Origin of the sequence: Sporanaerobium hydrogeniformans, assembly GCF_002735925.1 — a bacterium.
GTDB classification, from domain to species: Bacteria; Bacillota; Clostridia; order Lachnospirales; family Cellulosilyticaceae; genus Sporanaerobium; species Sporanaerobium hydrogeniformans.
The window spans coordinates 1-20,930 of sequence record NZ_PEDL01000013.1 but is presented as its reverse complement, the minus strand read 5'-3'; the positions used below and the strand labels follow the sequence as shown (position 1 = coordinate 20,930).

Here is a 20,930-nt window from a genome sequence, read left to right as displayed (position 1 = left end):
ATATGATGCTTTTTATTACAGCTTTTAAGAAATTTTATCAAAAACTTTGTATAACCTTATTACTGCTTTGTCTTTTAGCTCCTTACACTTGGGCTAAAGATTTAGTACCCTCATCCTTAGAATTAATGGTGCTTGATCCAAATGCCCCAGTTCGTAGTGTCCTTACTACTCCTAAGGTATTTAAAAATAATATCCATCAGCTTTTAGAAAAGCCTTCGACCAAGGAACCTGTACATATTGTACTTCCTATTGGTAAAACGCCTCCTTCTACTACTGCCTGGCAAAATGCTTTTACTACCTTTAAAACGTGGGAAAATGAGATCGTTATTTCTTTAGTACCTGAAGAGCCACTTGAAACTGATACCTACATAACCTTTATAAAAACCTTCCATACTTTAACCAAAAGAGCCTCTGCTGATAATATTTATCTAGTGGCTTATCCTCAAGCTTTCGATACTGTATCTCTGTATGACCTTCCTGAAATATGGGGAATCGGCCTTAGTTATACCACTTATGAGGATCAACCTCTTTTGGATAGTATTTATGAAACATTTGCCCAGGTCAAACCCCTCCTTATTAGGGAGGATATCGCCAGTTACTATGGTTCAAAAACAAGTGAGGGAGTCGTTGCTTTAAATGCTTTTTATTATAACATTGCTTTAGATTACCCTTGTATCCAAACAATCTTTTATGATTCCGAAAATCTAAAGGCAGATAAACCTTATTCGAAATTCTATACACAGCTGTTAGCGGAACCTTGGATTGATAAAAGCTATCCTACTTCACTTCAAGCCCTTAATCTACATAAAGAAGCTGATTTACCTAAAGCCTATCAGCCTCTTACCGAATATAGAACTCTTGATAAAAATAGCAAGCTTTTAGTTCAAGTAAAAGAGGAGAAGCCTGCTTCCATACACTGCATCCAGTATAGTTTAAATGGGGAAATTGTATCCCATTCCTTTACTGCTCCTTTCCTCTTTAGCTTCAATCCCGAGGAGCTTTATAATGGAGTGGGACGCCTTGAAGTAAAGGCTTTTGATAAGGCTGGAAACTTATTAGAGTCTACTACTCAGGATGTTTTATTAAGCGGAAATGCACCTTCTCCTAAAGCACCTCGCATGACCCCCTCTTATGCATTAGAACAAAAATCGACTTATACCAAAGCCGTTGTACCTGTTTTAATGTATCATGTATTTTCAGAAGCTAAGGAGCCTAATAATCCTTTTATCACGGTTGGTATCGAGCGCTTTGAGGAACAACTAAAGGCTCTTTTAGATAATGGATATACCTTTATTACCTTTAAAGATTTAGATTTGTATCTAAAAGGAGAAGCTGGACTACCCGAAAAACCTATTATCCTTACAGCAGATGATGGTTATTTAGATAATTACACACTAGCCTTTCCCGTACTTCAGAAGTATCAAGTACCTGCTACCTTTTTCGTACCACCCGGCATCGTAGGTATCGATACAGGTAACCTACACTTTACTTGGGAACAAGCTAAACAAATGGAGGAAAGTGGCCTTATTGATATCCAAATTCATGGTTATGACCATACCCCTTTTACCCTGCTCCCTTTAAAGGATGTCTATTATCAGGTTTCCCGTGCACGTGGGGTGATTGAGAAGCATCTCGGCGCACGTGACGTTGTAGCTATCTCTTATCCTGAGTTTAGGCATACTCAGGAAATGCAAAAACTGCTTACTCAAATGGGAGTTGCTTTCCAAACAACGGATACCCAAGTAGCGCTAGCGATCAACCGCGAAGATATCAAGCGTATCAATGTGCCTCATTCTATGACCCCCGAGAAACTCCTTCAGACTTTAGCTAGTGCAACCCAATAAAAAAGACGGTTCATGATGAACCGTCTTTTTTATTCATTATTTATTTTGTGCCAATCAGGACGATATGAAATCGAAAAAACGAGACGATATGGAATTGGAAATACCGGGATGATATGGAATCGTTAAATAAACGGGACGATATGGAATCGTCCCCTACAGGATGCCCCCTCGTAGGGGCGGATTCCATATCCGCCCGATTCGTTTAGGATTCCATATCCGCCCGATTCGCCTGGATTAGCCTAGAAGCATTTTTTCATTGTAATCTTTTTGGAGGTCGTAACGTAAATAATTGAGGAATTGATTTAAAAAGGTGGCACATTCTGCTTTGGTCACTTTTTTAGTTGGGAAGATGTAACCATTATTTACTGTAATAAGACCTATTTTACTTGCTGCATAAATCGCATTTTTTGCCCAAGGTGAAATGACATTATCATCTACAAAAGGGGTATAATTCCCTGCTGTTCCTATCCCTAGTCTTTCAAGTCCCATTGCCCTTATATTAAGGACATACATGGCTTCTCTTGTTAGATAACTCCCTCTATTTACCCTACCTCCTCCAATGAGTCCTGCATCATAAGCTGCTTTGGCATAAGGATAAAAACTGTCTTCTAAATCCACATCTGTAAAAGGAGACTGCTCTACTACCTTTTTACTACTTTTCTTTTCTATTTCTGGTAAAGGCATTTGGAGTGCCTTTACTAGCATGGTAATATATTCTTCCCTTGTTACAACTTGGTTAGGTGAGAAATTGTCTGGTTCCTCTGTAAAAAGCTTCAAGCTATAAGCCTTACTTACATCGGTACGCGCTGGATGCCCCAACATAGAAGGAATATCTCTTACAGAAAGCTGGTCAATAATAGGTGCACTCTGAACACTTAAGCTTCCCATTCTTTCATCCTCATAAAGATGTGGATTATCTAACTCATAATTTAATACACCCTCACTACGGATAAGCTCTTTGTAATTACCAGCAAAGCTTATAGCATCTGGTTCATTGGCACCGTAAGTGATATCTTTATAGGCTGTAATAGTTGGGGTCTCATAAACGGTATATCCTTCCCCATCCTCTCCTTTTTGAATCGTAATGGTACGTTTTTGTGTCTCTGTTTTAGCAAAGGCTTGTTCATAACCATAAATAGGGCCTTCTACCGTTACTGTGACGGTGTCTTCACCTGCTGTATACGAAGCAGTATAGTCAATGTCACCTCTATAATAGGTTACTCCTGGCGCATAATGCTCAAGTATACTTTTACTATAGGTAGAGTCTGCAGCTTTCAGCTGATAGCTCTGTCCATTGGCTAATACATTTTCTGTCCACTTGGAAATAGTAGAGGTTTTAACCGTTTGACGCCTTTCGGCATCATAGACATACTGGGTTTTAAAGCTCACACTACGTGACACACTCGCTGTCTTATCTTTATTTTGTGCACTCACTATATAGCTTTCTGTATAGTCCCCTATACCTTTGTCTTTATCCACACCTTTTCCTGGGTTAATCGTAATGGTTCCTTCTACTACCTCAGGCTTTCCAGATAAGTAAACTACTTCCTTATAAGGAAGAGTATATTTAGATACTGTATTTTTCTTAACTTGTGACTGCGCCGTCAAAGTACTCATTTTTTTACCTGAACTTACACCGCCAAAATACCCCATCTCTCCTTCTGCCGCACTAACTGGTGTAAAGGCTAACATAAGTACAAGTCCTACTGTAATGATTTTTTTCATGATGTCCCTCCCTATTCTTCCACCACTATAATGTATGCTGTGGTGCCTTCTGTCGCTGTTTTAAGATTGGTATCTAGCATGGCTCTTATTTTATCTCCCTTTTCAAGCCTCGTAACAGGCATCACCTTACCTGCTTTTATAATCACACTATTGGGTGCAACTGTAACGGTTGCCCCTATGTTTTTGCTACTATACTCCATCCACCTTTTTTGCATACGGTGGTAATAGTAAACATCCTTTAACTTAATGCTTCCCTCTGCTACTTCATATACTTCACCTTTAAGTGACTCTTTAACATAAGGCATATCTACAATACGATAAGCTTTATCACCGATAGCTACAATTGTAAATACATCATCCTTCGCTGTATTTTCTCCATAGTCTAAGAAGCTTTCAATGCTTGTTGCATTCCCTCCCTCTGTTCCAACGAACTGCGTTTCATAATCAATGGTAAAGGTACGTGGAGAAGGATAGAAATACCACAAACTATCTTCTAACATAGAGAAGGTTTCCACTTCAAATTCCTCCCGCTGTGCGATGCGTTTAATACGTCCTCTATAAACCTGTAAATCCCCTGTTGCCACAGCTGTTGTGATATTACCCACTATTAAACGATTTTCACCTGATACGACAGCTTGCAACATATCTCCTACCATAATACTATGTGGTTCGATAAGACGTTTATCTCGTACAATCATCGAATCTTTAGCAAGGACTAACTTTTCCCCTGAAAGAAGGCGGACAGATGTAGGATCTGCATACGTAACCATTGTCTTTGGAAGCACCGTTTGTAACTTGCTTTGGAAGTTTAATTTAACGGCGTTTTCTTTGCCCATATACTGCTCGGCTGCAACGTAGACATAACCTCCTGCATTCCTTAAGTTTTTGCTTACATAGTCTACAGAGACAGGTGAACCTAAATAGTATGCCTCTACCTTTTTAGGGTTCATCGTTAATGAAAAAAGTGTATGATAGGGTCCCCAGCCTAATTTACCAAGTGCCTGCATATTACGCACATTCAGTAGCTGCCTTGTACTATTGATAGAAGCTACTTGTCCTCTATAAACATTGGATATGTAACGTGTGTTATTATCTACTACTAACTCTTGAAGTGTTTCATTAATGATTCCTTCACCCATAATTCGCTGAGCAATTAAAGCCTTTACCCAGTCACCCTCTTTGATCTCACTTAAAGCAATGGTCCTGCCACCTTTTGTAACAGGTGTGTAGAGCTCTACACGATAACTATAGCTTCTGCCCTTTTCATCCTCTATTAAAATAGTTGCCGTATCGCCTGAGTTAAAGGTAAAACTTGTTACCTTACCATAGCGCATCATATAGTCATTAAAGGCACTTACATAGGTTATAAGACTCTCTTTATTTACCCTTACATAAATATAATCTCCGGGTTGTATATGCTCAATCGTTGTATCTCTTGGGTCAAACTCAAAATTCGGAAAAAGTTCATCTATATACCCGATACGGTCCTCACTTTCGTAGTAAGGTTGCTTTTCTACCGTTACCTCTTCCTTGTAATAGTTTCTAGTAAGGGTATAACCCTCTTTTGTACGGTAGGTTATATAGCCTAATTGAGGATTATTTTCCAGTACCAAACCCGACTCTTCCATAAATCTATCATTTAAGGCATCACTATACTCCTCGCCATCTAGGTAGGTCGCTGTACTTGCTAGTGCACCTGTCCCTACACTGAGTGCAAGGCATATGATTCCCACTACTCTACACCATCTTCTCACACTTATTTCCTCCTTTATATAACATGCCTTATTAAACATATCGGTTAGTTTACTCAACCTATTTAGCCTGCTAAAAGGTATTTCTAAAAAAAGAAGGCTTTCTAAGGAGTACTTAATGTTAAGACTCCTTAGAAAGCCTTCTTTTTAGATTAGGTTTAAAAGGTTGCAGTTATTTTTTTAAGGTATTCTTTAAACTCCGCTTGGAGCTCTTCTCTCTTAAGAGCAAACTCTACTGTTGCTTGTAAAAAGCCCATTTTATTTCCTACATCATAACGATTGCCAATGAAATCATAGGCATACATCGGTTGCACTTTGGCAAGCTTATTAAGCGCATCTGTCAGCTGGATTTCCCCTCCTGCTCCTATCTCTTGCTTTTCAAGGTAACTAAAGATTTCTGGCGTAATAATGTAACGTCCTAGTACTGCTACGTTAGAAGGTGCTACTTCTACCTTTGGTTTTTCTACCATATCGTTCACTTTATAAATACGTTCTTCTAACTGGATTCCATCTACAATACCGTATTTGTTGACATCTTTTCGTTCTACTGTTTGTACACCTAATACAGAGGCATTGTACTTCTCATAAACCTCTATCATTTGTTTAAGAGCGGGTTTCTCAGAATCAATGACATCATCTCCCAAAAGAACGGCAAAAGGCTCATCACCTATAAAGGTTTTAGCTGTGAGTACAGCATGTCCTAATCCTTTAGGCTCCTTTTGTCTAATATAATAAATGTTAGCAATTTGAGATACATTTCTAGCAATCTCTAAAAGCTCTTTGCTTTGCTTTTTTTCAAGCTCCATTTCTAATTCCACAGATTTATCAAAATGGTCCTCAATAGCTTTTTTGGTTCTTCCTGTTACGATAATAATATCTTCTATCCCTGAAGCTACCGCCTCTTCTACGATATATTGAATGGTAGGCTTGTCTACAATAGGTAGCATTTCCTTTGGTTGAGCTTTAGTGGCTGGCAAAAAGCGTGTGCCTAAGCCTGCTGCTGGGATAATCGCTTTCTTAATACTTCTCATAACATGTCCCCCTTTTATTTTTATTGATTGGCCTCAATTATATATATATTATCACTTATTTTTTTACCTTGCATCCTAATTTGATAGTCAAGGGCTATTTTAATCCCCTTTTCCTTTGCTTCAACCTGACAGGAATGTGTAATAATCTGAATCTCCATCTCTCCATAAGGTGTAAAATAAAGGGTACGATGAGGCATTTCCCTATTAAATTCTAAGTTACCTTGAAGTGACCCCATCCTTTTTACAGAAACAATCCCCTTTTTGGCTTTTATAAAGGTCGTCACACCTGTTTGGGTATCTTTAAAGGTAATATAGACACTGCTGCCTTTATAAGTGAGTTGCCCCTTGAACTTTGTTTCATTGGTATCACTATGACTTTCATAAATTTGCTTATCAAAAACTTTTATTGTAACGTCTTGCATGCTCTTCTCCTTAAATAGACTGATCCTATGCATAACAAGGTTACTTACGCTGCTTCTCGCAAATAACCTTGTTTCTTTCATTTATTTTATAAAGAAGCTAACTCAATGAGCTCTGTCACCAACTCTTTAATAGGTATTCCTTCCTCTTCAAAAAGCATGGGATACATACTAATAGAAGTAAAACCAGGAAGGGTATTGAGCTCATTAAAGATAATACCCCCATCTTCTTTTACAAAGAAGTCAATGCGTGATAAGCCTTTACCCTCTACTGCATCAAATACTTCTCTTGCATAGCCTCTAATCTTTTCTTTAATAGAAATAGGTAGGTCGGCATTAACTACTGTTTTTGAATCTGCATTGTTATACTTTGCATCAAAATCATAAAACTCTGCAGCTGCTAAAATCTCTCCTACACCAGATACTTTTACCTCCTCATTGCCAAGGACAGCTGTCTCTACTTCCCTGCCAATGATGGTTTCTTCTACAAGTACTTTTTTATCGTGTTTTAGAGCCTCATAAAGCCCTGTAATAAGCTCTGCCTTATTGTTTGCTTTAGAAATACCTACGGAAGACCCTGCATTGGCGGGCTTGATGAAATAAGGATAAGGAAAAGCTGCCTCAATCTTACTAAGGACCTTATCAACTTCTTTCATTTCTTTTTCTTTTACAATTACAAACTTTGCTTGAGGAACACCTTTCGCTTCTACAACAATTTTAGTAAAGGCTTTATCCATAGAAACTGCTGAAGCCACTAAGCCGCAGCCTACAAAAGGAATTTGTGCTAATTCACAAAGCCCCTGGATGGTACCATCTTCACCATTTTTACCATGTAAAACAGGGAATACTACGTCAATAGCAATGCGCACAGGTGCTTCTCCGTTTTCCTTCACCACCCAAAGACATTTATGCGTTGCATCTGGGCTAAGGATAGCAGGAATCCCATTTGTTTGCCAACCATTGCTTGCTAAATTATAATCTGTTCCCGTATATAATAACCATTTTCCTTCTTTGGTAATACCTACAGGATATACGGTATATCGGGTTTCATCCATATTAGTTAGAATGGTTGTTGCTGATTTAAGTGAAATGTCGTGCTCTGATGAGCATCCCCCAAATAGCACTAATACATTTTGTTTCATTCTGTTCCTCCTATTTATAGGTGTATCCATATATTGTATGATTTATCTTTCATTACGCTTACTCTATTTTAGTACTTTATCACCCAATATTCAACTCTAAAAAAAGGTACCCTTACCTAGGTACCTCTTTGTAATTTGCCTTGTGAAGACGTTTATTAATACTATCCACTATCTTAAAACGTATATGATACTCTCTATTATTTGCATGTGCTACTAAATTATACTGTTCTTTATTAAGTTCCTTTTTAAGCTCTTCTTTTCCTTCAATGGGCACAACACCATTTGAGGCATCCACATAGCAAAGAGGTGGATACATCACACACCACCAATTTTCCCCTTTCCCTTCTCCGATAATGATACGACAGGCTTCATAACGCCCAGCAGGAAAGACAATATCCCCATAAGATTTGGTTGGGAAGTTGGCGTAATCTAACCCTACATAAACAGGGTAATCTTTAGCATTTCGCTTAACGACAATCTGAGCAAGCTCTTCAATAGTTTCCTTGTTTTGCTCAATTAAGCTACGTGTTTGTTCGATGCTTGTGGAATCCTCAAGCATGGGCTCCATGTAACTAATGATTTCATCTCTTACTTGCTGCTTAAGAAGCTGATCCTCTACCGTATCACTATTGGCTACTACATGAAATCTTATTACCTTTGATGAGAGAGCCTTATTAACCTGACTGCTATATAGATCAAGACCCACTTTACAACCAGCAAATAAACAGACTACAATAAGGACAATAGAGAGCTGAGTAACGTGTTTATTGATTCTTATCATTGCTTCATCCCCTTAGAATTTATCTTGTAGTTTAATTATTGACACTCAGATTTTTTTTATTCAGCTTGCCCAAAAAATTTAGGAGGAATACTATGCGACTTTCGGATAAAAATGTATTTGTCTCAGTGAGAGACCTCATTGAATTTGTCCTTAAACAAGGGAATCTTGATAGTACCTTTGTGGGTTCCTCCCGAGCTGTCTTGGGAACTAAAGCTCACAAAAAGCTCCAAAAGGAAATGGGTGAAAATTATAGAAGTGAAGTTGCCTTAGCTTATACCTGTACCTATGAGGATTTAGAATTCGTCGTAGAAGGACGCGCAGATGGCATTATTCAAACCCTTGACCTTACTATTGTAGATGAAATCAAATCTACAACTACCTTGCTTCATTTAATTGATGAAGATTATAACCTGCTTCACTGGGCGCAAGCTAAATGCTATGCCTTTATGTATGCCTCTGAAAATACCCTTCAACAAATAGGTATTCAATTAACCTATTATCATTTAGATACTAAGGAGACTAAACGCTTTCTTAAGATTTTAAGCTATGATGCATTAAAGGATTTTTTTGAAGAGCTTACAGACCGCTACATCCTATGGATTAAATTTTATATGAAGTGGTGTCGTTTAAGGGATCAGTCTCTTAAAGAGCTTACTTTTCCCTTTGAAAGCTACCGTAGTGGACAAAGAGAATTAGCTGTTAATGTTTATAAAAGTATCCTTAAAGGTTCCAATCTCTTTGTTCATGCACCAACAGGTATCGGCAAAACTATTTCTACTCTTTTTCCTAGCCTTAAAGCTATGGGAGAAGGACAAGCCTCTAAAATTTTTTATATTACAGCTAAGACAATTACACGCACCGTCGCTGAGCAAGCTCTCCTAACTCTTTTTGAACAACCGCTTCATTTAAAAGCCATTACCCTTACTGCAAAAGAAAAAATCTGTTTTTGTGAAACAGTAAATTGTACGCCCTCCCACTGCCTCTATGCAGAAGGCCATTTTGACCGAGTAAATGCTGCCATTTGGGATGCGCTTCAGCATGATAATTTGTTTACTCGTCCTTTAGTTGAGCATTATGCCAAAAAGCATCGGGTCTGTCCTTTTGAGTTTGCTTTGGATCTTGCTTTGTGGGTGGACGTTATTATTTGTGATTATAATTATATCTTTGACCCTAGTGTAGCACTTAAGCGTTTCCTAGAAGCCAGTGAGTATGTTCTCCTCATCGATGAAGCCCATAACTTAGTGGATCGTGCGCGCTCTATGTATACTGCCACTTTATCTAAAAAAGATTTATTAAAAGTAAAAAGGCAGCTTCCTAAATCTGCTGACCCTATTAAGAAGGTATTAAATAAAATCAATAGCTACTTGCATACTATTAAACAAACCGTTTTTACTCAAAATAAAGACTTTATCCACAAGGAAGCTCCTCATGACCTTTACTTTTTGCTTCGTCAATTTATTAATTTGTGCGATAAACTATTCCATGCTTCTCCTTCTAGCTCCATTGATGCAGGTTTACTTCAACTTTATTTTGATGCTTATTTTTTCATTAAAATATTAGATATCTATGATAAACACTATATCACTTATGCTGCTCATGATAGGGGTGATGTACTGCTTACGCTATTTTGCATGGATCCGTCTTATGTCATTGGTGAACTCCTCGCTCATTTTAAGGCTGTTATTTTATTTTCAGCGACACTTCTTCCTATTGACTATTATAAATATCTCTTAGGTCAAGAGGATACGCCTGCTATACGCTTTGACTCACCTTTTGATAAAAATAAAGTGGATTATCTGATTGCAAAAGATATATCCACACGTTACCAAGATAGAAGGGCAAGTTATTCACAGATTTGTTTATATATTAAACAACTTGTTGATAAATGTTCAGGAAATTATTTTGTTTTCTTTCCTTCTTATCACTATTTAAATGCTGTTTATGAGGAGTTTGTCTCTCTGTTTGGTGAAGCTTATGTCCTTCATAAGCAGTCTTCCAGTATGGATGAGTTGGAGCGTGATGTATTCCTTAGTTATTTTGAGGAGCAGCCCAGTGAAACCCATATTGGTTTTTGTGTACTAGGGGGAATTTACTCCGAGGGTATTGACCTTAAATATGACCGCCTTATTGGTGTTATAATCATTGGAGTGGGCTTACCGCAAATCTGTCTTGAACGCTCTTTAATTGAAAACTATTTTAATTCCATCGGTAAAAATGGATATCATTACGCCTATACCTACCCAGGCATTAATAAAGTATTTCAAGCAGCAGGGCGCCTTATTCGTACTGAACAGGATAGGGGGACAATTCTCCTTATTGATGACCGTTTCACCTCACCCTTTTACCAAAGTCTCTTCCCCCCTGAATGGAAGGATTGCAAAATAGGAAATAAAGCTACTCTCTTCCCCCCTTCATCCTCTCCCGCCCCGGCTCTCCCGTATGGGCGGATTTCCTATCCGCCCGGAACTCCCTATCCTCCCGAAACCCTATAATGCTATATCTCCCTATCTAATTATAAAAAGAGTATGAAAATCATTAGGTGTGATGCTAAAGAATAGATAGGGTGAACGATAGGGAATCGTCTAAAAAACGGGACCTAAAAAGAACGGGACGATATGGAATCGTTAAAAAACACGGGACGATATGGAATCGTCCCCTACCGAATTCTATCGGTGTTTTGTCGTAATTTTCATAACCCACACCCTCGTAGGGGCGGATTCCATATCCGCCCGAGATTCCATATCCACCCGAGATTCTATATCTGCCCGAAATCCTATATCTGCCCGAAATCCTATATCCGCCTGAAATCCTATATCTGCCCGAAATCCTATATCCTCCTGAAATCCTATAATGCTATATCTCCCTATTTAATTATAAAAAAGTGTGAAAATCATTAGGTGTGATGCTAAAGAATAGATAGGGTGAACGATAGGGAATGGTTTAAAAAATAGGACCTAAAAAAAATGGGACGATAGGGAATCGAAAAAAGAGGGGAACGATAGGGAATGGAAAAAGGGCGGGACGATATGGAATCGTCCCCTACTGGATTGCGCCGGTGTTTTGGATGATGATGGTGGGTTCTATTTCAATGGGGAAGTTTTTGTAGCCAGTTGTTTGCCAGTTTGACTGGTATTCTTTCCATTGGTTAGGATGCTTCCTATACATTTCTAAACCAATGTTTAAGAAATCTACGTTAAGGGTCTTGGATGTAGCAATGGCCTTTAATACTTCATTTTTCACTTCACGTTCAAGTAATTGTTTAACCTCTTCAATCCTTTCAGAACTAAGAGCTGCATCCTTATTTAAAGTAAAGTATTCAGATATATCCCCAACAGAAGTAAGCTTAATCCTTGCCTTCCACTCTCCTCCCTTATTATCAAAGCTTATCTTACTTTTCTCATCTTTTATGGTATAAGTAAGATTATCTCCTTTGTAATCCACTACAAGAGGAACTCCTTTGATCTTCCCTTCAATAAATAATTGTCCTCGCATCACTTCTTGATCTAGCCAACCTACAAGCTCATAATCTTTGATTAAGGCCCCTCCTTTAATCTGAAGGGTATCCTCTTGATTTTTAACGATTAATGGAAGAGTGGTGATACTGGTATCATTTAATTCTTTAATTACACTGCCAAGGAATTGTCCTTTTGCATAGCTTACAGGACGCTCCCTATTATTAAAGTATTTCATTACGTACATTCCAACTAAAGGGTTTTGTGGATTATCTCCTTTTGTAAGCTCACCTGCTTCACCATGAGTGGCTAATATCATCGTATTTCTACTTATTGCCATATCTCTTGTTAGTGTTTCTATGGTGCCTTGAAACAGCTTTCTATCCTTTAAAATCTCTTCGCCTAGTATAAGTGCCTTTGTATGACTAAAGGTTACTGTATCTTGGGTCTTGGTTTCAATCTCATCAATACTAGCTGCAATAGATGCTGCCTCTATGGTTATATTAGACTTCACTTCATCCCCTAGACTTTCTTGCCCTGATAGTTTTTTCATGTCTGGGATGCAATATGTCAATTTATAAGCCTTTTGCTTATTGATAGGCATCTTTTCATTAAAACTAAGATTTTTATCTATCGCTAGCTCAAGTATCACATGACGTTCATTGAGCTCTACATTATCCCAACATCCTGTAAGCAAAAAGGCCATCCCTACTAAAGGTAATATCTTCAATTTATTTAACTTACTCATATTTACCTCCCACCTTCTTTATTCTAGTTATTATTAGTAATATAAGTGGGATAGGAAGCAAGAACCATACACCCATGTAATATTGAAAGTTCATGTAGTAAAGATAAACTTGTGCTAAATTTCTAGGAAGCATTGCTACAAAAAAGAGAAGGGGAATAATGGGCAGTACAAATACATTTTCTCGTTTAAATTGACAGACTCTACTTCCTATAAGAGATACAAAATAAATGCCTGAACTTACATACATAAAAATACTAAATACCCAACAGGTCATCATTAAAATTTCTTGATTCTCTACGAAAGCCCCTAAAAATTGAGCACTCTGCATCAGCGTAATAACGGGCCAAAGCTGTCTCTTGCTCTCCTCTACACCTATCCCTACAAAAGTGACCAGGATAACGATTACTTCGATAACACTCATAATCACCAAAGCTACTAAAGTGGCTCTTTTTGCCTTTTCTGGCTTCTCCATTAAACCTGTAAGCATGAGCATAAATTCAATAGGCATAAAGGATAGACTTATTAAAAAGGCTCCCTTCCCTATGGCAAGTGGCTGTACCTGAAAAAATGGCATCAGCTGCTTATAATCTGCTTTAAAAACAATAAATAAAATGACAATGATCAAAGGTATGAATATAAAGTAAATGAGTACTTCTGCCATGCGAGCAGTTGCCTCGATACCTGATTTCACCAAATAGGCAGATACGAGCAGCATGGAAAGCAAAATGACTGCAAGAGGTGTTTTAGGAAGCATTACCCTTGAAATCATTTCTGCAAACATCCTAAGCTCTAATCCTGCTGTAATAATGAGCTTTATAGCAAATGCCCAGATAATTATAAAGGCAATCCCTTTAGGTACTATCTTAGGTGTAAACTCTACCAATGTTTCACCTTTAAAATGTTCTGTGAGGCCTACTATCCCATAGACGTAGGCCACTCCAAAGACAAGTGCAATAATGGGTAATACATATCCCTCCCTCCCCACTATATGAGCAGCTGTTTTAGGAAGGAGGAGAATGCCTGTATTAAACATTTGGAGTATAAGTAAGATTTTAACTTGACTTACAGAAATTTTACCGTTATGAGAAAACATTTACTCACCTCTTTCTTTATCATCTGCAGCATGATTATCATTGGTTGTAGCACTATTAGAGCCGGGGGGTACATCTTGCTGTACCCTCTCGATTTTTAGACGTAAGCGTGTACGCTGATTTTCTCTTGCAAAAATAGGTCTACGTGTTTGCATAAAGGTTGGAAAACGTAAAAGGGTATCTTTTAAATCATTGAATTTATTTTCACTCATAATATTATAAGGAGCAAGATAAGGAATCTTAAAGCTTTCTAAGGAAGAAAGATGTGCAAGAATGATCAGCATGGCTAATAGGAAGCCATACAGCCCCAAAACAGCGGAAAGAGCTATAAATAAATATCTTATAAGCCTAAAAGCAGAGGTTAGACTATAATCAGGTATAGCAAAGGAACAAATAGCTGTAAATGAAATGATAATAATAATCATGGGACTTATAATATTGGCATCTACAGCAGCTTGTCCAATAACAATACCTCCCACTAGTCCAATAACATGTCCTATCGCTCCTGGTATCCTAATCCCAGCTTCTCTAAACAATTCAAAGGTAAGCTCCATAATCAAAATCTCTACTACCGTTGAAAAAGTAATACCTGCCCGAGATGCCGCAATAGATATGGCAAAGGGTGTCGGAAGCATGGCTGGTTGAAAATTAAGTAGTGCAACATAAAGGCCTGGCAAGGCAAAAGCTAAAAAGGAAACAATGTAACGTAAAATACGGGTAAAACTCATTATTTGCCAACGTTGGTAGTAATCCTCAGAAGCCTGATAAAAGGCATTCAGTGTCGTAGGAACCACAATAACAAAAGGTGAGTTATCCACTATAATGGCAACCTTACCTTCAAGTAAGCTTGATGCTACCTTATCGGGTCTTTCGGTGGCTTGAGTTTGTGGAAATGGACTCTTCCAACTGTCTTCTACAAGCTGCTCAATATAGCCACTATCATAGATGGCATCAATTTCATATTTATTAAGCCTTCGCATAACTTCTTCTAAAAGTTCTGGCTTTACAATATCCTCTACATACATGATAGCTACATCTGTACGGCTACGGATGCCATAGCTCATCATTTTCACTTTAAGCTTTGTATCACGGATTCTTCTTCTGATTAAGACCGTATTAAAACGAATGGTTTCTGTAAAAGCATCCTTAGGCCCTCTTACTACGTTTTCATCTGTAGGTTCTCCCACTCCTCTATTGGGCCATGCTCTATTGGAGATAATAAGTCCCTTTTCTGAGTGATCTATAAAGATGGCACTATCTCCTGATAAGACCGCATTTACCATAGCATCCATTGAATCTGTTTCTTTAATATCAAAGGTAGCAGAAAAATGCTGCATAATCAGTTGTGAGGGTGTCGTGCCCTCCCGTTCTACAGAAGCTTGTAAGTTTTTATAATCAATAATTCGCCCTAAAAAGAAGTGCTCTAATATGTCACGGTTAATCATCCCGTCTACATAAACTCCATAAATCTTAAAAGGAAAATCCTTGCCTATATCTACCTGCCTCTTGACTACATCCATGCAATTTTTAAATAGTAGCTCTATATTCTGAATGTTAACTGCAAGATCTTTGGAAAGCTGTATATTAATCTTGTTATTTTTATCATGGTAATTATCTTCATTACTTATGATGTTTTTGGTTGCTTCCTTGGGCATTACTTTAACTCCTTTCTCTTTTCATTAAATCCATAGCATTACAAACCCTATAGCTGCTAAAACAATATAAAACCATCCTGCATACCTTACAAATTGTCCTTCTCTAGTAAGGTGATTTACTTGTATAAGATTGTTACTTTGTATAAAAGTCATATAAAGTCCTAAGCCTAACATAAACAGAATGATATAAATCGAAAAAATGTCTTTAAAAGCCTCCATATGGCACTCCTTCCATCCACTTAGTACATATCTATAACCATTATTTGTAATTCCTCAAAAAATATACAGAGCCGGTGTCTGAATGTCCTGTTTACTTCTAAACAAGTTCACTCATGCACCGGCTCTGTTTAAATTATCCTTAAATTGTTCTCGTACTCTTACCTTCTAGTAACTCCACATCTAATACAATGTGCTGGTTCTTTGCACTTCCATTCATTAAGCCTAAGAGCAGCTCTACACTCATACGAGACATCTCTTCTCTAGGTTGTTTAACTGTTGCAATAGTAGGATTATAATATTTAGCCACATCCATCCCATCAAACCCCATAATGGAAATAGTCCCCCCTATACTAAACCCTAAGTCAATAGCAGCTTTGGCTGCTCCTACCGCCATCATATCAGAGATGGCAAATAGGGCAGTTACCTCTTTATGCTGACTTAAAAAATCTTTTGTTACTCCATACGCTGTTGCCACATCGTATTCCCCATAAATAACATTTTCTTCTTTTAATGGAATCTTATGATCTTCTAATGCTTTTTTATATCCTTTATAACGTAGTTTACCAATGCCAAAATCATGTTTTTCTCCTAATAACAAGGCAATGTTTTTGTGTCCGTTACGAATAAGGTAGTGGGTTGCTTCATAAGCTGCCTCATCATTGGCAATGCTTATGGTTGAGAAAGTATCATAGTTTTTCTGACTTTGTATACTCACCGAAAGTAATACAACTGCTGCCTCTACTCCTTCTAAACTCTCTTCTTTTATATCTAAGAAGTTACCCCCTAGGCAGATGACCCCTTGCAACTTCTTTTCTTTTATAAAACCAATGAGTGTATCTAGATCATTGCTATTATCATGATGGTGTAAAATCATGGTATAGCCCGCATCCTCCACACGGATACTTATATCCTTTAGCATCGCAGAAAAGAAAGGATTAAATACTCCCTTTACTAAAATCCCTACATTTTTAGTATTGGTTTGCTTTAATATCCTGGCACTATTGTTGGGAACATAGCTATATTCTTTTATGATATTTAAAACCTTTTCTCTTGTTTCAGCTTTAACATCCGGATGATTATTAAGTACCCTAGAAACGGTACTTACTCCTACTCCAGAAAGTCTTGCTATGTCCGTAATAGTCATCTTTTTCCTCCTACGTATCCTTATGAAATAATACTCTTTTGGTTTGATTCTATTATCCCATAGGATTCATGTCAATTAATAATCAGCTATTTTTATGTTTTTTATGTTATTTTATTTAATAGAGCCTTGCATAACACCCTTAATAATATATTTTTGCATAGCTATATAAAAAAGTACAATAGGCAACATTGCTAGGACAAGTCCTGCAAGACCTAAGTCCCACCTTTTTGCAAACTGCCCAAAAAAGTAAAACATCTTAAGTGGAATGGTTTGCCACTCAGGTCTATTGATTGTAAGTTGTGGTAAAAGGAAGTCATTCCAAATCCACATAGCTTGTAAGATAGAAACTGTTACACTTATTGGCTTCAAAAGGGGAAAGACCACTCGCCAAAAAGTCATAAATTTCCCACACCCGTCAATAATGGCTGCTTCCTCAATCTCTACAGGAACACTCTTTACAAATCCGTGGTAAAGCATAATCGTAAGAGGTGCCCCAAAGCCTAGATACATAAAGATAATCCCCACTGGGTTTAAAAGATTTAACTTGCCCATAATACGCACCAAAGGTAGCATGACAGACTGAAAAGGAATCAGCATAGCAGTTGAAAACATCATAAAAATAAACATACTAAGCTTTGTCTTTGTCCTTACTAACATCCACGCTGCCATAGACCCCAAAATTAAAAGAAGGCTAACTGCAATAACTGTGATATAAAGTGAATTGGTGAAGCTAGAGATAAAATCAAGCTTTTTAAAGGCCTCAGGGTAATTGTTCAAGGTAAAATATTGACCCGGCAAGCCTAATACATCAAGTAGAAAACCTTTTTGTGTCTTAAAGGAATTAATAAGTACAATATAGAAGGGTAATAAGAAAAGGACAGCTGAAAAAAGAGTAATAAGGGTTAATAAAATTTTATTTGATTTTTTTTCCACCATTACATTTCAACCTCCTTCTTCTTACTTATATACATTTGGGTAAGTGCTACAACAGCTAACACAATTAAGAAGATCACCGCTTTTGCTTGTGCTAAGCCTAGCTTATTAAATTTAAAAGCCGTATTGTAGATATTCATGGCTACCATCTCCGTTGAACCACCCGGTCCACCACCTGTTAAGGATAGGTTTTGGTCATAAAGTTTAAAGGAATTGGATAAAGTTAAAAATATCCCTACGGTAAAAGCTGGCGCCACTAATGGAAGGGTTATATTTTTGAGTACCTGCCATTTGCTTGCTCCATCAATGGCAGCTGCTTCCATGACACTATCTGGTATATTTTGAAGACCTGATATATAAATAATCATCATGTAGCCTGCCATTTGCCACGTCATTAAAATAACAAGTCCCCAAAACCCTGTAGTAGATGTAGCAAGCCACCCCTCTAGCCATTCTATACCTAACCTTGCACCTAATGCATCAAAAGCTTTTGTAAAAATAAATTGCCAAATAAAACCTAGTATTAGACCCCCAATTAAGTTAGGAATGAAAAATGCACCACGAAGTACATGACTCCCTTTGATTCCAGATGTTACAAGAAGCGCTAATAAAAAGCCAACGAGGTTGATACTCATAATAGCTGTTATTGCAAACCTGGCAGTGAACCAAAAGGCTTTGTAAAAATCTTTATCTGCAAGTACAGATTTGTAGTTATTGAGTCCTACTAAATCCATTCCTCCTGTAATACCATTCCAAGAAGTGAAGGAATAAAATATCCCCATCAATGTTGGAATAACCTGCACTACTAAAAAGGCAAATAACATCGGACCAATAAACACCCAAAACCATAACCTTGAACCTTTTTTCATCACTTCACCACCTTTATTTTAATAGAGTGCATAGAGCTCTTGGCTCTATGCACCTCTTAATTGTACCATTATTTAGAATTTATTGTCTAGATGATTTCCATCCTTCTTGGGCTGCTTTTATGGCTTCATCCCAACTTATTTCACCACCAATGTATTTTTGAAGATTTACACCGAGTACTTGTTCTCCCCATGAAGTTGGGTATCCCATAAATACCCATGGAGTTGTCTTACCAGCTGCTTGGTACTCCATGATTGCTTTACCAAGGGCATCTTGTGCTGGATATTTTTCATAGCCAGTAAATGGTGGGATAAAGAAGAATTTATTAACAATAATGTCTTTACCTTCCTCAGATGTATAAAGCCAATTTAAGAAATCCTTAGCTGCTTGTTTTTCAGCATCTGATTTTTTACAGTTAATTCCCCAGTACATAGGTACACCTAAAGGAATGCTATCGCCAGGGACTGGGAGGAAACCTAATTTATCTGCTACAGCTGGGTCAACATTTTTAACCCCTCCATAAATCCAGTTACCTTGTTGGATAGCTGCTACTCTTTCAAGTGCAATACCCTGATCCACTTGTGTTGAGTAGTCAACAGCATTCGCTTTAGCTGGCGTACTTGCATTTGGAGAGTACTTAATCATCATATCCATATAAGTTTTGTAATCAGCACTCTTTGTGAAAGCTACTTCTTTTGCTTTAAATGCATCCATACCAGTTGCAAATTCTTGATTTAAGAAAAGGTTAGAAGCATGTAAGCCCATTACCCAGAGCTCTTTAGCTGGCATTTCTACAACTGCTTCTAAGTTTGGATATTTATCCTTTAATTCACCTGATTTGATTTTAGTATCTAATGCTGCAAAAGCTGCATCCATAGATGCTAAATCTTTAATAGTACTTACATCTATACCTGCTGTCTCAAAAATCTCTTTGTTGTAAGCAATGCCATAACCTTCTACTGCAAATGGCATACCATAGATCTTTCCTTCATCAGTTACAGCACCTAGTGTTGTTCCTGCTGTACTTACCCAGCTTTGGTCACTTAAATCTTCAAGATATTCTTTCCAGTCTACAACGTCCTGTGGCCCACCAATGTTAAAAATCGTTGGCTCTTGACCTGACTGGAACAATGCTCTTTGTGCTGCACCATAGTCATCCCCACCACCTACCGTTTGGAGATTAATGGTTACATTTGGATTTTTAGAAGTATAAAGGTCAATAGCTTTTTGAAGTTCTTCAGCAATTTCTACCTTGAATTGGAAGATGTCAACTGTTACAGGTTCTGCTTTTGCTTCTTCCTTTGGTGCTTCACTTTTTACTTCTTCTTTTGCTGCTGGTGTACTAGCTGGTGCTTCTGCTTTACCACCACAACCTACCATACCTACTGCCATCGTCGTAACCATAGATGCTGCCCAGAATGATTGCATTGCCTTGTTTAATTTCATTATAAAATCCCCCTTTTCTTAACACTCTTAACCATAGATTTAAACTTTCCCTTTGTAAAGCTGTATGTAACCCAAGAAGTCTTTAGCTTCGTACATGAGGGTCCTTTGGTAAATGTGTACAACGATTCCAATTGGTACCCTTTTCGGAAACCTTATCGGTATCGTTTCCAATTACATTTTATACTAATTAGTCAAAAAAGTCAATTATATTTTCTTAATTTTATATAATTATTTTATTTATTTTTTATATTTTATTAATTACTCCTTCATCCTATGCTTCCTCTCTCCTATTTTTCTACCTAACACTATTCATAGAAGCTAAAGTAATGAGTAATAACTTTCAGTTTGTTAGGGTATTTTACACATAATAATGCTAAGAGGAAAGGGATAGGGGGGTATTCTCAGGGGCCGCAAGTAAGGGAGCTCTTCACCAGCTTCTCGGTCCTCGGATGGGTAAAATCTAAGTTCAGTCCAATAGGCTAACGGTCCTACCTATCACAAGAAAGGCACTTGTGATAACGTCCCTAAAAACAGCCTATAGGACTTCTCTAAGATTTTACATCCATCCTGTGGAGGAAGCTTGCGAAGAGCTCCCTTACTTGCTAGCCGAAGCTTTATTCTGTTCCTATTTTTTATTTTTTCTTAATTTCCTACTACAGTGATCATGCTATACAGTAAGGCA

General features: G+C 37.6%; 16 protein-coding genes. 2 read left to right on the top strand and 14 right to left on the bottom strand.

From position 1 onward, the window contains the following. The first annotated feature begins 5 nt into the window (after positions 1 to 5). Entirely contained in the window at positions 6 to 1,844 is a 1,839-nt protein-coding gene (locus CS063_RS11745; protein WP_180270775.1) for a polysaccharide deacetylase family protein, read from the top strand. 234 nt (positions 1,845 to 2,078) lie between these two features. Here CS063_RS11745 and CS063_RS11740 read toward each other — a convergent pair whose 3' ends face one another. From CS063_RS11740 to spoIIR, 6 genes are all read right to left on the bottom strand, one after another. Next, positions 2,079 to 3,569, bottom strand: a complete 1,491-nt coding sequence (locus CS063_RS11740; RefSeq protein ID WP_099449895.1) for an S-layer homology domain-containing protein — start codon at positions 3,567 to 3,569, stop codon at positions 2,079 to 2,081. A gap of 11 nt (positions 3,570 to 3,580) precedes the next feature. Next, the gene (locus CS063_RS11735; protein ID WP_099449894.1) at positions 3,581 to 5,323 is read right to left on the bottom strand and encodes a hypothetical protein; all 1,743 of its coding nucleotides are present in this window, start codon (positions 5,321 to 5,323) and stop codon (positions 3,581 to 3,583) included. 155 nt (positions 5,324 to 5,478) lie between these two features. After that, entirely contained in the window at positions 5,479 to 6,351 is an 873-nt protein-coding gene (galU, locus tag CS063_RS11730) for a UTP--glucose-1-phosphate uridylyltransferase GalU (RefSeq protein ID WP_099449893.1), read from the bottom strand. 20 nt (positions 6,352 to 6,371) lie between these two features. Then, on the bottom strand, positions 6,372 to 6,773 hold the full coding sequence (locus CS063_RS11725; RefSeq protein WP_180270774.1) for a DUF1934 domain-containing protein: 402 nt from the start codon (positions 6,771 to 6,773) through the stop codon (positions 6,372 to 6,374). 86 nt (positions 6,774 to 6,859) lie between these two features. Next, complete coding sequence (locus CS063_RS11720) at positions 6,860 to 7,912, bottom strand: D-alanine--D-alanine ligase family protein (protein ID WP_099449891.1); 1,053 nt, start codon at positions 7,910 to 7,912, stop codon at positions 6,860 to 6,862. 112 nt (positions 7,913 to 8,024) lie between these two features. Beyond that, positions 8,025 to 8,693: a stage II sporulation protein R gene (spoIIR, locus tag CS063_RS11715; RefSeq protein ID WP_099449890.1), complete on the bottom strand. Its 669-nt coding sequence runs from the start codon at positions 8,691 to 8,693 to the stop codon at positions 8,025 to 8,027. Between the two features lie 92 nt (positions 8,694 to 8,785). Here spoIIR and CS063_RS11710 point away from each other — a divergent pair, with 92 nt between their 5' ends. Further along, a complete protein-coding gene (locus CS063_RS11710; RefSeq protein WP_099449889.1) occupies positions 8,786 to 11,185 on the top strand; it encodes an ATP-dependent DNA helicase in 2,400 nt (799 codons plus the stop codon). Positions 11,186 to 11,732: 547 nt separating this feature from the next. Here CS063_RS11710 and CS063_RS11705 read toward each other — a convergent pair. From CS063_RS11705 to CS063_RS11670, 8 genes are all read right to left on the bottom strand, one after another. Beyond that, positions 11,733 to 12,893: a Ger(x)C family spore germination protein gene (locus CS063_RS11705; RefSeq protein WP_099449888.1), complete on the bottom strand. Its 1,161-nt coding sequence runs from the start codon at positions 12,891 to 12,893 to the stop codon at positions 11,733 to 11,735. Next, complete coding sequence (locus CS063_RS11700; protein WP_099449887.1) at positions 12,886 to 13,986, bottom strand: GerAB/ArcD/ProY family transporter; 1,101 nt, start codon at positions 13,984 to 13,986, stop codon at positions 12,886 to 12,888. Before CS063_RS11700 ends, CS063_RS11705 begins: the two co-directional genes overlap by 8 nt. Beyond that, positions 13,987 to 15,639, bottom strand: coding sequence for a spore germination protein (locus tag CS063_RS11695; RefSeq protein ID WP_099449886.1), 1,653 nt, complete (start codon positions 15,637 to 15,639; stop codon positions 13,987 to 13,989). A gap of 24 nt (positions 15,640 to 15,663) precedes the next feature. Next, the gene (locus tag CS063_RS11690; protein WP_099449885.1) at positions 15,664 to 15,858 is read right to left on the bottom strand and encodes a CLC_0170 family protein; all 195 of its coding nucleotides are present in this window, start codon (positions 15,856 to 15,858) and stop codon (positions 15,664 to 15,666) included. Between the two features lie 139 nt (positions 15,859 to 15,997). Then, on the bottom strand, positions 15,998 to 17,020 hold the full coding sequence (locus CS063_RS11685; RefSeq protein ID WP_330401013.1) for a LacI family DNA-binding transcriptional regulator: 1,023 nt from the start codon (positions 17,018 to 17,020) through the stop codon (positions 15,998 to 16,000). Between the two features lie 93 nt (positions 17,021 to 17,113). Continuing rightward, the gene (locus tag CS063_RS11680; RefSeq protein ID WP_099449883.1) at positions 17,114 to 17,938 is read right to left on the bottom strand and encodes a carbohydrate ABC transporter permease; all 825 of its coding nucleotides are present in this window, start codon (positions 17,936 to 17,938) and stop codon (positions 17,114 to 17,116) included. After that, positions 17,938 to 18,804 (bottom strand): carbohydrate ABC transporter permease, encoded by an 867-nt coding sequence (locus CS063_RS11675; protein WP_099449882.1) that lies wholly within the window; start codon positions 18,802 to 18,804, stop codon positions 17,938 to 17,940. The genes CS063_RS11680 and CS063_RS11675 overlap by 1 nt, the downstream gene beginning before the upstream one ends. 79 nt (positions 18,805 to 18,883) lie before the next feature. After that, the gene (locus CS063_RS11670; RefSeq protein ID WP_099449881.1) at positions 18,884 to 20,248 is read right to left on the bottom strand and encodes an ABC transporter substrate-binding protein; all 1,365 of its coding nucleotides are present in this window, start codon (positions 20,246 to 20,248) and stop codon (positions 18,884 to 18,886) included. Positions 20,249 to 20,930: the final 682 nt, after the last annotated feature.